16 protein-coding genes are annotated in these 11,156 nt (G+C 66.9%); 13 read left to right on the plus strand and 3 right to left on the minus strand.

Annotation, left to right across the window (positions count from 1 at the left end; genetic code table 11):
* Positions 1-2: 2 nt before the first annotated feature.
* A complete protein-coding gene (locus IE113_RS15820) occupies positions 3-635 on the minus strand; it encodes an ankyrin repeat domain-containing protein (protein WP_229822665.1) in 633 nt (210 codons plus the stop codon).
* Positions 636-716: 81 nt separating this feature from the next.
* Between IE113_RS15820 and IE113_RS15825 the strand changes: the two genes are divergently transcribed.
* The 7 genes from IE113_RS15825 to IE113_RS15855 are packed head-to-tail and all read left to right on the plus strand — an operon-like array spanning position 717 to position 5,223.
* Complete coding sequence (locus IE113_RS15825) at positions 717-1,343, plus strand: SCO family protein (RefSeq protein WP_229822668.1); 627 nt, start codon at positions 717-719, stop codon at positions 1,341-1,343.
* A complete protein-coding gene (locus IE113_RS15830) occupies positions 1,340-1,831 on the plus strand; it encodes a YcgN family cysteine cluster protein (RefSeq protein WP_189543242.1) in 492 nt (163 codons plus the stop codon). The genes IE113_RS15825 and IE113_RS15830 overlap by 4 nt, the downstream gene beginning before the upstream one ends.
* Positions 1,815-2,549 (plus strand): M48 family metallopeptidase, encoded by a 735-nt coding sequence (locus IE113_RS15835; RefSeq protein ID WP_308430085.1) that lies wholly within the window; start codon positions 1,815-1,817, stop codon positions 2,547-2,549. The genes IE113_RS15830 and IE113_RS15835 overlap by 17 nt, the downstream gene beginning before the upstream one ends.
* A gap of 42 nt (positions 2,550-2,591) precedes the next feature.
* Entirely contained in the window at positions 2,592-3,107 is a 516-nt protein-coding gene (locus tag IE113_RS15840; protein WP_189543244.1) for a DUF4402 domain-containing protein, read from the plus strand.
* A 40-nt stretch (positions 3,108-3,147) separates the two neighbouring features.
* Positions 3,148-3,648 carry a hypothetical protein gene (locus tag IE113_RS15845; protein ID WP_189543246.1) on the plus strand — a complete coding sequence of 167 codons (501 nt, stop codon included), beginning with the start codon at positions 3,148-3,150 and terminating at the stop codon, positions 3,646-3,648.
* Positions 3,638-4,606 carry a bifunctional diaminohydroxyphosphoribosylaminopyrimidine deaminase/5-amino-6-(5-phosphoribosylamino)uracil reductase RibD gene (ribD, locus tag IE113_RS15850; RefSeq protein WP_189543248.1) on the plus strand — a complete coding sequence of 323 codons (969 nt, stop codon included), beginning with the start codon at positions 3,638-3,640 and terminating at the stop codon, positions 4,604-4,606. The genes IE113_RS15845 and ribD overlap by 11 nt, the downstream gene beginning before the upstream one ends.
* Complete coding sequence (locus IE113_RS15855) at positions 4,606-5,223, plus strand: riboflavin synthase (protein ID WP_189543250.1); 618 nt, start codon at positions 4,606-4,608, stop codon at positions 5,221-5,223. The genes ribD and IE113_RS15855 overlap by 1 nt, the downstream gene beginning before the upstream one ends.
* A gap of 64 nt (positions 5,224-5,287) precedes the next feature.
* Here the strand turns inward: IE113_RS15855 and IE113_RS15860 are convergent, their stop codons facing one another.
* Positions 5,288-6,466 carry an amino acid aminotransferase gene (locus IE113_RS15860; protein WP_189543252.1) on the minus strand — a complete coding sequence of 393 codons (1,179 nt, stop codon included), beginning with the start codon at positions 6,464-6,466 and terminating at the stop codon, positions 5,288-5,290.
* Positions 6,467-6,560: 94 nt separating this feature from the next.
* On the opposite strand from IE113_RS15860, the gene IE113_RS15865 reads away from it, so the two are divergent.
* Positions 6,561-6,983, plus strand: coding sequence for a DUF983 domain-containing protein (locus IE113_RS15865; protein WP_189543255.1), 423 nt, complete (start codon positions 6,561-6,563; stop codon positions 6,981-6,983).
* A 12-nt stretch (positions 6,984-6,995) separates the two neighbouring features.
* On the opposite strand, the gene IE113_RS15870 is transcribed toward IE113_RS15865, so the two are convergent.
* Positions 6,996-7,604, minus strand: coding sequence for an HNH endonuclease (locus IE113_RS15870; protein WP_189543257.1), 609 nt, complete (start codon positions 7,602-7,604; stop codon positions 6,996-6,998).
* Between the two features lie 120 nt (positions 7,605-7,724).
* Here IE113_RS15870 and gluQRS point away from each other — a divergent pair, with 120 nt between their 5' ends.
* The 5 genes from gluQRS (at position 7,725) to IE113_RS15895 (ending at position 11,134) form a co-directional block, all read left to right on the plus strand.
* On the plus strand, positions 7,725-8,570 hold the full coding sequence (gene gluQRS, locus IE113_RS15875) for a tRNA glutamyl-Q(34) synthetase GluQRS (RefSeq protein ID WP_189543258.1): 846 nt from the start codon (positions 7,725-7,727) through the stop codon (positions 8,568-8,570).
* A complete protein-coding gene (locus IE113_RS15880) occupies positions 8,567-8,797 on the plus strand; it encodes an HIG1 domain-containing protein (RefSeq protein WP_189543261.1) in 231 nt (76 codons plus the stop codon). Before gluQRS ends, IE113_RS15880 begins: the two co-directional genes overlap by 4 nt.
* 4 nt (positions 8,798-8,801) lie before the next feature.
* Positions 8,802-9,371, plus strand: a complete 570-nt coding sequence (locus IE113_RS15885) for a cob(I)yrinic acid a,c-diamide adenosyltransferase (protein ID WP_189543263.1) — start codon at positions 8,802-8,804, stop codon at positions 9,369-9,371.
* An 80-nt stretch (positions 9,372-9,451) separates the two neighbouring features.
* Complete coding sequence (locus IE113_RS15890; RefSeq protein WP_189543264.1) at positions 9,452-10,321, plus strand: 3-hydroxyacyl-CoA dehydrogenase NAD-binding domain-containing protein; 870 nt, start codon at positions 9,452-9,454, stop codon at positions 10,319-10,321.
* Between the two features lie 108 nt (positions 10,322-10,429).
* Positions 10,430-11,134 (plus strand): polysaccharide biosynthesis protein, encoded by a 705-nt coding sequence (locus tag IE113_RS15895; RefSeq protein WP_189543266.1) that lies wholly within the window; start codon positions 10,430-10,432, stop codon positions 11,132-11,134.
* Positions 11,135-11,156: the final 22 nt, after the last annotated feature.

Consider the following 11,156-nt stretch of genomic DNA (forward strand, 5'->3'; position numbering starts at 1 on the left):
GGTCAGAGCACCGGGCCGTACGACTTTGGCTTGCCCGCCGGGTTCTTCGGCTTGGCATTGGCCTCGATCTCGGCCAGCAGGCTGGTGCCCTTGCTGTCGAGCTTGGCGTAATCGCGCGCGGTGCGGCCGGAATTGTCAGCCCGGTCGGCGTCTGCCCCGGCCTTCAGCAGCGCGCGCATCATCCCGATGTTGCGGTTGTGCACGGCGGTGATCAGCGGGGTTTCACCGGTATCGCTGCTTTCATCCACGCGCGCGCCGCGCGCCAGCAGCAGGTCCACCCCTTCGGAGTAGTTCATGTTGGCCGCCACCACGAGCGGGGTTGCGCCCTTGAAATCGCGCGCGTTCACGTTCGCGCCCTTGGCCAGCAGGTACGACATCCAGTCCTTTTCCTGCCGCTCGGTCGCGATGTGCAGCGCGGTCTGCCCGGTGGTCTTGTCCTTGTGGTTGATCAGGTTCGGACCGCCCTTGGCGAGCAGGTCGGTCACCTTGTTGCCGTCCTTCTTCTTCACCGCCTCGAGCAGCTGATACCCTTCCGAGAATCCGGCCTGGGCCATGGCCGGCGCGGCAAGGCCGAAAACCAGCGCGGCAGCCGCGAGAGTTGGGGCGAGCGACGAGAACGGACGGAAAGGCAACACGGTATTAAATCCTCCTGTTTCGAAGGTCGCAGACTCGCAACCTGCCCGAAACGATCCTTGCGCGGCGCGGTTTAGCAGAGCATGAACCACCGCGCCATGATCAAGCCAAAACTTCTCTTTGCAATCGCCCTTTCTGCCGTCCTGCCTGCCGCGCTGACCGCCTGTGGTCCGGCCGCCGCGCCGCCCGCCGAAATCACCGGCACCGCGATCGACGGGGCGGCCATCGGCGGTCCGTTCGAACTGGTCGACAAGGATGGCAAGCCGGTGAAGTGGGACGATTTCGCGGGCAAGTACCGGATCGTCTATTTCGGCTACACTTTCTGCCCGGATGCCTGCCCGATGGACATGGGCATCCTGATGCAGGGCTTTGCCAAGTTCGAGAAATCGCATCCCGAACTGGCGGCCAAGGTCCAGCCGATCTTCATCACCATCGACCCCGCGCGCGACACGCCCGCGCGGGTGGGTGAATTCTCCGCCGCGTTTTCGCCGCGCCTGATCGGGCTGACCGGAACGCAGGCGCAAGTCGATGTCGCGGTCAAAGCGTTCAAGGCGGTGGCGGCGCGCGGCGCGGAGACGCCGGGCGGCTACCTGATGGATCACAGCCGCATGGCCTATCTGATGGACCCGGCGGGCAAGCCGATCGAGGCGCTGCCGGTGGACAAGAACCCCGACGCCGTCGCGGCGGACCTGGCCATTTCGGTCAAGTGAGCGCGCTGCGCGACCACTTCTGGGAACGGCCGCTGGCCGATCTGTCGCGCGCCGAATGGGAGGCGCTGTGCGACGGGTGCGGCCAGTGCTGCCTGCACAAGGCCGAGGACGAGGAAACCGGCGCGATCTATCCCACCAATGTCGCGTGCAAGTTGCTCGACATTCCGTCGGCGCGCTGTTCGGACTATGCCAACCGCAAGGCGCGGGTGCCCGATTGCGTGCGACTGACGCCCGCGCTGGTGGACAGCATCGAATGGCTGCCCGAAACCTGCGCCTATCGCCTGCGCGCCGATGACGAGCCGCTGCCCGCGTGGCACTACCTGGTCTGCGGCAACCGCGACGCGGTGCATGATGCAGGCATTTCGGTGCGAGGCCGCGCAATCAGCGAAGAGCTGGCCGGGCCGCTGGAGCAGCACATCATCTTGCCGCCGGGGCTGGTCTGGGCCGGGGATGAAGACGATTTCGCCCCGGATGACGCCGATGCTTGACTGGTTGCGCCGCGATCCCCGCGAAGTGCCGCGGATCGAGGTGGAAGGCCGCGCCCTGCCCATCGTGATGCGCCGCACCGCCAGCGCGCGGCGCATGACCATGCGGCTGGCCCCTGACGGCAGCGAAGTGCGGATCACCCTGCCGCGCTGGGGGCGGAGCGGCGAGGCGCTGGAATTTGCCCGCAGCCGGGCCGACTGGCTGGCCAGCCAGCTGGCCGCGCTGCCCGCACCGGTCGCGCTGATCGATGGCGCGGTGCTGCCCTATCGCGGTGCGGCCCATGTCCTGCGCCACGATCCCGCGCGCCCGCGCCGCGTCCGGGCCGAGGCCGGCGCGCTGCACATTGGCGGACCGCTGGACGGATTGGACAGCCGCCTGCGCCGGTGGCTGGAGGCAGAGGCGCGGCGCCTGATGGCCGACGATCTGGCCCACTACTGCGCCCGCGCGGGCCAGCCGCAGGCCCGCCTGATGCTCAGCCGCGCGACCCGGCGCTGGGGCAGCTGCGCGCACGACGGCACGATCCGGCTGAACTGGCGGCTGATCATGGCCCCCGATTCGGTGCGCCGCTCGGTTGTCGCGCACGAGGTTGCGCACCTGCTCCACATGGATCACAGCCCGCGCTTTCATGCCGCGCTCAAGTCCTTGTTCGAAGGCGATATTGATGCCGCGAACCAGTGGCTGAAGCGCGAGGGGCGCAGCCTCTACGTCCCCTTCGGCTAAGGGGGTAACCCGAAATTAACCATGCGGGCGGAAACTTGCAGCATGGCCCGGACCGCGTTTCCTGCCGCGATCATCGCTGTGCTGGCCCTGCTGCCAGTGCCCGCGCCTGCTCAGGACGGGTGCCGCCTGTGCTATGGCAGCCCCGGCTCCACCCCCGGCGAACGCCCGCTCAGCATCGAGATCTTTGCCGACCTGTCGCTGGGCAAGCTGGCCATGACCGGGCGCGGCGGCGGCAGCGTGACAGTCGATCCGGAAAGCAGCGGCAAGCGCACCCAGGGCGAAATGATCGACCTGGGCGGCAGCACGATCACCGGGCGCGGGCTGATCCGGGGCGAACCGCTGCGCGACGTGCGCGTCGACCTGCCAGACCGCGTGCCGATGAGCGCGCCCGACGGGTCCGAGGCGGAGCTCACCGGCTTTACCACCAGCCTGCCCGCCCACCCCGTGCTGGACAGCAACGGGCGGCTGGAATTCACCTTCGGCGCGAAGCTGGTGGTGCGCGGATCGCGCGGCGGGAACTATCGCGGGCGCATCCCCATTTCGGTCGATTACAACTGACCACTGGCGCTGCGGGCGGCCAGCCCCTACATTCGCGCGCATGGCACTTGGTCCGATGTCCTTTCTGAAGAACGCCAACCCGGTTGGCGCGATCGCCGATTTCCGCGCGGTCTATCGCGATGCGGGTCCGCGCCGCTGGCCGATCATGGCAGTTTCGCTGCTGACCACGGTCGGCATCTTCTCGATCATGGCCGGCGAAAGCTGGACGATGCCGCGCGCCCTGCCCAAGATCACCTACATCAACTCCTGGCCCGCGGACCGGACCGAGGAAGAAACCCGCGCCTTCATCGCCGAAAACCAGGCCCGCAAGGAAGAACGCGCCGCACTGGAACAGGCGGCCAGCGAAGAAGGCAAGCAGGTGTGGAAAACGCTGGGCAAGGTGTCCGGCATCGACGTTGCCAAGATCGAGGCTGAGGCCGAAGCCGAACGCAAGGCCGCCGCTGCCGCCGAAAAGGCCCGGCTGGAACAGATGACCGGGCAGAAGCTGTCCGAGCCCGACACTTCCCCCCAAACTCCGCCCGAGCCTGCGGTTGAGCCTTAACGCCGATCATCGCTGGCTGGCCGCTGCCGCCGCCCTTGCCGCGCGGGGCAGGCCGCTCAGCCGCCCCAACCCGGCGGTCGGGGCGCTGATCGTGCGCGATGGCGTGGTGATCGCGCGCGGCTGGACCCAGCCGGGCGGGCGCCCCCATGCCGAGGCGATTGCCCTTGCCGCAGCCGGAGCGGCCGCACGCGGCGCAACGCTCTATGTCAGCCTTGAACCCTGTGCCCATCAGTCCCCGCGTGGCCCCGCCTGTGCCGATCTGGTCGCCGCCAGCGGCCTGTCGCGGGTGGTTGTGGGCTGCGGTGATCCCGATCCGCGCACGGCCGGGCAGGGCATTGCCCGAATCGCCGCGGCGGGCATCACGGTCGAGCACCTGCCCTCCCCCGCCTGCACCGCCAGCCTGGCGGGCTACCTCAGCCTGCGCAAACGGGGCCGGCCGCATGTCACGCTGAAACTCGCCACCTCGCTCGATGGCTGCATCGCGCTCGCCAATGGCGAAAGCCAGTGGATCACCGGGCCGGAAGCGCGCGCGCATTGCCACGCGGAGCGCGCCCGCGCCGATGCGATTCTGGTCGGCGGCGGCACCTTGCGCGCGGACAATCCCCGGCTCGACGTGCGACTGCCGGGGCTGGCAGAGCGCAGCCCGCAGCGCTGGGTGCTGACGCGCGGCGCTGCTCCCGCTGGCTGGCACGCCCTGCCCGATCCCGCCGCGCTTTCCGCGATGGACGGCTTGCAATACCTGTTCGTCGAAGGCGGGGCGGAAACCGCCGCCGCGTTCCTGCGCGCCGGGCTGGTCGATGACCTGCTGCTCTACCGCGCCCCGATCCTGATCGGCGGGGGCAAACCCGGCATCGCCGACCTCGGCCTGACCGCGCTGGCTGACGCCCACGGCCAGTGGCGCCGCACGGACTTTCGCCAGCTTGGCAACGACACCGTGGAGCGCTACGAGCGCTGCTGATGTTTACCGGAATTATCACTGCCATCGGCACCATTCGCGAAGCCCGCAACACGGGCGACCTTCATGCGGTCATTACCTGCCCGTGGGACCCGGCGGGAATCGCCATCGGCGCGTCGATCGCCTGTTCGGGCGTCTGCCTGACCGTGGTGGAGCGTGGCGGCACGGCGGGCGATGCGTGGTTCGCGGTCGATATTTCCGGCGAAACGGTGTCCCGCACAGTCCCCCGGATGTGGGAAGCGGGCCAGCGCCTCAATCTGGAACCGGCGATGAAGCTGGGTGATGAGCTGGGCGGCCATATCGTCACCGGCCATGTCGACGCGGTCGGCATGATCGTCAGCGCCGAGGAAGTGGGCGGATCGCACCAGTTCTGGGTCAGGACCCCGGCCGAGCTTGCGCCCTATATCGCGCCCAAGGGCTCGGTCACGGTCGACGGCATTTCGCTGACGGTCAACGCGGTGGAAGACCAGCCGGACGGCACCTGCCACTTCATGCTGAACATCATTCCCCACACCGCCGAAGTCACCACGGCGGGCGATTGGCAGGCCGGCCATGCCGTGAACCTCGAAATCGATGTGCTGGCCCGTTACCTGCAACGGATGCAAAGCCTGCGCGGCTGAAACGCACAAAAGAGCCGCCCCGGACTGAACCGGAGCGGCTTTTTGTGTCCTTATCGACCTGAAATCAGGCGGAAACCGTCGCCAGATCGGCGATGAACTTGTCGATGTTGCCCATCGTCAGGCCCGCCACGTTGATCCGGCCCGAACCGGCCATGTAGATGCCGTGATCGGTGCGCAGCTTCAGGATCTGTTCGCTGGTCAGCGGCAGGATCGAGAACAGGCCGTTCTGACCGCCCAGCGGCTTGAGGTCGATCGCCCCGGCGCTGCCCGCTTCGGCCAGCTTGGCGCGGACCTTGTTCATGCGCGCGCGCATCACGTCCAGTTCGTCCAGCCAGAGCTTGGTCATGGCGGCGTCTTCCAGAATCAGGCGGACCGCAGCCGCGCCGTGATCGGGCGGCATCGACCATGCCGCACGGGCCAGCGCGTGACCGTTCGACAGCACCGCGTTCAGCTGCGCCGGATCGGCAACCATCGCGTAAACCGCGCCCACGCGGTCACGGTACATGCCAAAGTTCTTGTCGCAGCTATAGGCGATCAGCGCTTCCGGCACGGCGGCCAGCACGCGGCGCACGCCATAGGCGTCTTCTTCCATGCCCTTGCCCAGCCCCTGATAGGCCAGATCGAGCACCGGCAGCACGCCGCGCGCCGCGATCAGGGCGGCGATTTCGTCCCAGTCGGCATGCGAATAATCGATCCCGGTCGGGTTGTGGCAGCAGCCATGCAGCAGCACCGCGTCCTGCGGCCCGGCTTCGGCCAGCGCGGCGCGCAGCGCGTCCATGTCGACAACGCCAGCCTTGGTCGCGTGGTTGAAGGTCTTCAGTTCCAGGCCCAGGTCGGCAAAGATCTGCGCGTGGTTGGGCCAGCTCGGCGTGCCCATCCAGATTCGCTGCACCCCGGCCTTCTTGGCCAGCGCCACGGCCAGACGCACGCCGCCGGTGCCGCCGGGGGTCTGCATCCCGTCGATCCGCCCGTCCATCGTCGGATTGGCCGCACCAAACACATAGGGCATCAGCGCGTGGACAAAGCCCATGTCGCCTTCCGGCCCCAGATAGGCTTTGGAATCCTGCGTTTCGAGCAGCTTCGCCTCGGCCGCCTTGATCGCGGCAAACACCGGGGTCGCCCCAGTGTCGGTGCGATAGACGCCCACGCCCAGGTCGATCTTGTCGGCCCGCGGGTCGGCGTTGTGGAGCTTGATCAGCGCGAGCAGCGCGTCGGCGGGCTGTTGTGCAAGGTTGGTCAGCATGGCGCCGCCCTTTGCAACCGCAACGCCGCAGGGGCAACCCTTTTTGCATTTATTAGCACTTGTGCATGTTCGCCGGTTCTGCAAGGGGGCGAGCATGACCCTGTCCGAAGCCAGCCGCCTGCCCGCCACGCTGATGCAAGCCATGCTGCGGGGCGCGCGCTTTCGCTGCCCGCGCTGCGACAGCAAGGGGCTGTTCGCCCGCTATCTGAAGCCCGCGTCCAGCTGCTCGCACTGCGGGCAGGACTGGACCCTGCATCAGGCCGACGATTTCCCGCCCTACGTCTCGATGTTCATCACCGGCCACCTGATGGCCCCGGTCATTATCGAGATCGGCAGCAGCCAGCTGTCGATGGCCGCGCAGCTGGCAATCGCCTTCGGGCTCGGCTCGGTCCTGATGATCGGCCTGCTCCAGCCCGCCAAGGGCGCGATCATCGCGTTGCAATGGTGGATGGGCATGCACGGCTTCAAGCCCGCCGGCAAGGACGAGGCGGAAGCGGTGTTTGGGCCGAAGGCTTAAGCGCCGCGCCCCTTAAGCCTCCAGCTCGATATCCCAGTAAAGCCAGTCCCGCCAGGTTTCGTGCAGGTAGCCCGGCGGGAACGCGCGCCCGCGTTCTTGCAATTGCCAGCAGGTGGGCCGGATCGGGGCAACCAAAAGCGGCATGCCGGCTTGCTTCGGCGTGCGCCCGCCCTTTTTCAGGTTGCAGGGCGAGCAGGCCGCGACGATGTTTTCCCAGGTCGATTGCCCCCCCAGCCGCCGGGGCAGGACATGATCGAACGTCAGATTCTCCGGACTGCCGCAATACTGGCAGCTGAACCGGTCGCGCAGGAATACGTTGAAGCGGGTGAATGTCGGAAACTCCGACGGCTTTACATATTGCCGAAGCGCGATGACCGACGGGATCGGCATCGACCAGGTCGGCGAATGCACTTCACGCCCATAACTGGCGACGATATCGACCCGCTCCAGAAACACGGCCTTGATCGCGGTCTGCCAGGGCCATAGGCTGAGCGGGTAATAGGACAGCGGGGTGTAATCGGCGTTGAGCACCAGCGCGGGACAATCGGACAAATGCCGCGAGGGGTCACCCTCTGCGCTGCGGAACCGGGCCGCGCGCTCGATCAGCTCCGCCTTGAGCATGGCCTCCGGTAGCAGCCGGGCATTACGGTTCGGCGACAATCCATGCGCGGCAGAGAACATTGCCGGAGGGGCGCCGTCAAGACTTGCACCGCAGCGCAATCCACAGGACAGATGGCCGCGATGATCCGCACCCGCTTTGCCCCCAGCCCCAATGGCCAGCTCCATCTTGGCCATGCCTATGCCGCGGTGGTGGCGCACGATCTGGCGCGGGCGCGGGGCGGAGAGTTCCTGCTGCGGATCGAGGATATCGACGGCACGCGCAGCCGGGCGGAGCTGATCCCGGAAATCCTGGCCGATCTGGACTGGCTGGGGCTGCGCTGGGACGGGCCGGTGGTCCACCAGTCCAGCCGCCTGCCCAGCTATCAGGCGGCGGCGGAGCGGCTGAAGGCGCAAGATCTGCTCTACCCCTGCCGCTGCACCCGCGCCGAAGTGCTGGCGGCCTCCCCCGGCACGGGGCCGGACGGACCGATCTATCCCGGCACCTGCCGGGGCCGCGCGGTCGATCCCGCCGGGGCGGCCTGGCGGCTCGACATGGCGAAGGCCGTCAGCCTGACCGGACCGCTGGAATGGACCGATGCGTTGGCCGGGGTCCAGCGCGCCCAGCCGGAGGCGTTCGGTGACGTCGTGCTGCTGCGTAAGGAAGCTCCGGCCAGCTATCACCTCGCCGCGACGCTGGACGATGCCGCCGATGGCGTGACGCTGGTGACACGCGGCGCGGACCTGTTTGCCTCCACCCACGTTCACCGCCTGCTCCAGGCCTTGCTGGGCCTGTCGGTGCCGGTCTGGCACCATCACGGCCTGCTGGTCGAAAGCGACGGGCGCAAGCTGGCAAAGCGGCGCGGATCGCCCGCACTGGCGGACTTGCGCCGGTCCGGGGCGGATGGCCCCGCGCTGGCGCAGGCGCTGCGTACCGCCCTTTTCCCGGCTGGCATTTCGCTGGTTTCGGGCGTAGGAATTGCGCCATGAACACTTTCCTCATCCTCGTGCTCGTCGGCCTGATGGTCATGGTCGTGGTCAGCCTGGTGCGCGGCATCATCGCGTTCATGCAAAGCACGCGCGATGACCTGAACCGCCCTGACAGTACCGGGCCGAGCGAGATGCAGCTGAAGCAGAACAAGTACATGTTCGCCCGCATCATGTATCAGGGGCTGGCCGTGCTGCTGGTCGCGCTGGTGCTGTTCGCCAGCAAGTAATCTCGTGGTAAAACTGAACAAGATCTACACCCGCACGGGTGACGATGGCACGACCGGACTGGTCGACGGATCACGCTGCCCCAAGCACGCCGCCCGGATGGAAGCGATTGGCGCGGTGGACGAGGCCAACAGTTCGATCGGGCTTGCCGTGGTCGCATTGGCCGGGTCGGACCATGCTGACGCGCTGGTGCGGATCCAGAACGATCTGTTCGATCTGGGTGCCGATCTGGCCACTCCCGGTGCCGACTTTGCCCCCTCTGAAATGGTCTTGCGGATGGTTCAGGCGCAGGTCGACTGGCTGGAATCGGCCATCGACGCGCTCAACGCCAACGTCCCGCCGCTGACCAGTTTCATCCTCCCCGGCGGCAGCGAAGCCGCCGCCCGCACCCACATCGCCCGCGCCACCGTGCGCCGCGCCGAACGCGCGATGACTGCGCTTTCGGCCGCAGAACCGGTCAATCCGGCCGCGCTGGCCTATATCAACCGGCTGTCTGACTTCCTGTTTGTCCAGGCCCGCGCGATCAACGCAGCCGGCAGCGGCGACGTTCTGTGGGTGCCGGGCCAGAACCGCTGAGCCCTCGCGCAAAACCTCTGGCCAGTCCCTGATTTCCCGGCTAGGCAGCGCCCCTTGCTGCAAGTGCGAAGGAGTGGGACATGCGGACAGTAGCGGTTATTGGGGCGGGGCAGATGGGTTCCGGCATTACCCAGACGATTGCCCAGTTCGGCATGAAGGTCCTGCTGGCCGACGTCGATCTGGCCGTGGCGGAAAAGGCCAAGGCCGGGATCGATACGGCGCTTGGCCGGCTGGTTGGCCGCGGCAAGATCACCCCTGACGAAGCCACTGCGGCCATTGCCCGCGTCACCCCGATCGGCGATTACGCGCCGATGGCCGAAGCGGACCTCATCATCGAGGCCGCGACCGAGCGTGAAGAAATCAAGCGCAAGATCTTCGAAGCGGCCGGCAAGGTGCTGCGCGAAGACGCGATCATGGCATCCAACACCAGCTCTATTCCGATTACCCGCATGGCGACCAGTTCGCCCGATCCCAAGCGCTTCATCGGCCTGCATTTCTTCAATCCGGTGCCGGTCATGGGCCTGATCGAGGTGATCCCGGGCCTGGCCACCAGTGCCGACACGATTGCCCGCACCCGCGCCTTTGCCGAAAGCCTGAACAAGCAGGTCGTGCAGGCCGAGGACGAGCCGGGCTTCGTCGTTAACCGCATCCTGCTTCCCATGATCAACGAAGCGGTGTTCGTGCTGGGTCAGGGCACGGCTTGCATCGCCGATATCGACAAGGGCTGCCGTCTTGGCCTGAACCATCCGATGGGTCCGCTTGAACTGGCGGACTTTGTCGGCCTCGATACCTGCCTCGATATCGTCAAGGTGCTCTATAACACCACGGGCGACAGCAAGTATCGACCGGCTCCGTTGCTGATGAAGTACGTCGAAGCCGGCTGGCTGGGCCGCAAGACCGGGCGTGGCTTCTACGACTATTCTGGCGAAACCCCGGTTCCCACCCGCTAATACGCATCGGACAATTGCCAAAGCGCGTGCAATCGATAAGCACGTGCCGACGAAAACTGGTCAGTGCCTCCCCGGCATGGCTACCGACGGTGCGGAGTCCTTGATGCGATGAGGTGGCGACGCGTTTTCCTGGGCGTCCTGTCGGTTGGCTACAGCAAGATCGTGGTGGCGTTCATGCAACTGGCCATGGTGCCGGTGCTGGCCACCACCTGGGGGCTTGACACTTACGGTCAGTGGCTGATGCTCACCACCGTGCCGATTTTCCTCGGCGCCAGCGATTTCGGCTTTGGCACCGCGGCGGGCAATCGCCTGACTGCCGAAGTCGCCAAGGGCGAACTGGGCGAAGCCCTGTGCACCTTCCAGAGCGCGCTGGCCGTCATGCTGCTGTGCACCTTCAGCATCTTCGCGATTTGCCTGACAGCCACGGTGTTTCTGCCGGATGCGCTGCTTTCCGCCAGCAACGGCATGGATGGTGCCGCAGCGCGCCAGGTTCTGGCAATCATGTGCCTGTTCGGGCTGGTCGCGCTACAGTCCAGTCTGTTCATGTCCGTGATGCGCGCGGAGGGCCTGTTTGCGCAAACCACGAGCCTGTATGCCACGATGCAACTGGGCGAAGGCATCGCGGTGATGGCGGTCGCGCTGGCGGGCGGCGGACCGGTGGCGGCTGCGATTGCTTATTGCGCGATCCGCACGATCGGTGTCAGCGCACAGGCCGTGCTGGCGCTGCGCCGTGCCAAGTGGACACCTCGAAGAACCGGCTGTTTTTGGCTTGACGGCGGCGCGAGGGGTCTGATGGCGGCTTTTGAGACGTGAGGGTTGGCCTTTTCGGCCCGGT

The organism is Novosphingobium arvoryzae, from assembly GCF_014652615.1.
Taxonomy (GTDB): domain Bacteria; phylum Pseudomonadota; class Alphaproteobacteria; order Sphingomonadales; family Sphingomonadaceae; genus Novosphingobium; species Novosphingobium arvoryzae.

Coding starts and splice junctions, on each gene's coding strand:
- IE113_RS15825 (WP_229822668.1), top strand. CDS start 717: ATGAACCACCGCGCCATGATCAAGCCAAAACTTCTCTTTGCAATCGCC.
- IE113_RS15835 (WP_308430085.1), top strand. CDS start 1,815: ATGACGCCGATGCTTGACTGGTTGCGCCGCGATCCCCGCGAAGTGCCG.
- IE113_RS15840 (WP_189543244.1), top strand. CDS start 2,592: ATGGCCCGGACCGCGTTTCCTGCCGCGATCATCGCTGTGCTGGCCCTG.
- IE113_RS15845 (WP_189543246.1), top strand. CDS start 3,148: ATGGCACTTGGTCCGATGTCCTTTCTGAAGAACGCCAACCCGGTTGGC.
- IE113_RS15855 (WP_189543250.1), top strand. CDS start 4,606: ATGTTTACCGGAATTATCACTGCCATCGGCACCATTCGCGAAGCCCGC.
- IE113_RS15860 (WP_189543252.1), bottom strand. CDS start 6,466: ATGCTGACCAACCTTGCACAACAGCCCGCCGACGCGCTGCTCGCGCTG.
- IE113_RS15865 (WP_189543255.1), top strand. CDS start 6,561: ATGACCCTGTCCGAAGCCAGCCGCCTGCCCGCCACGCTGATGCAAGCC.
- IE113_RS15870 (WP_189543257.1), bottom strand. CDS start 7,604: ATGCTCAAGGCGGAGCTGATCGAGCGCGCGGCCCGGTTCCGCAGCGCA.
- gluQRS (WP_189543258.1), top strand. CDS start 7,725: ATGATCCGCACCCGCTTTGCCCCCAGCCCCAATGGCCAGCTCCATCTT.
- IE113_RS15880 (WP_189543261.1), top strand. CDS start 8,567: ATGAACACTTTCCTCATCCTCGTGCTCGTCGGCCTGATGGTCATGGTC.
- IE113_RS15890 (WP_189543264.1), top strand. CDS start 9,452: ATGCGGACAGTAGCGGTTATTGGGGCGGGGCAGATGGGTTCCGGCATT.
- IE113_RS15895 (WP_189543266.1), top strand. CDS start 10,430: ATGAGGTGGCGACGCGTTTTCCTGGGCGTCCTGTCGGTTGGCTACAGC.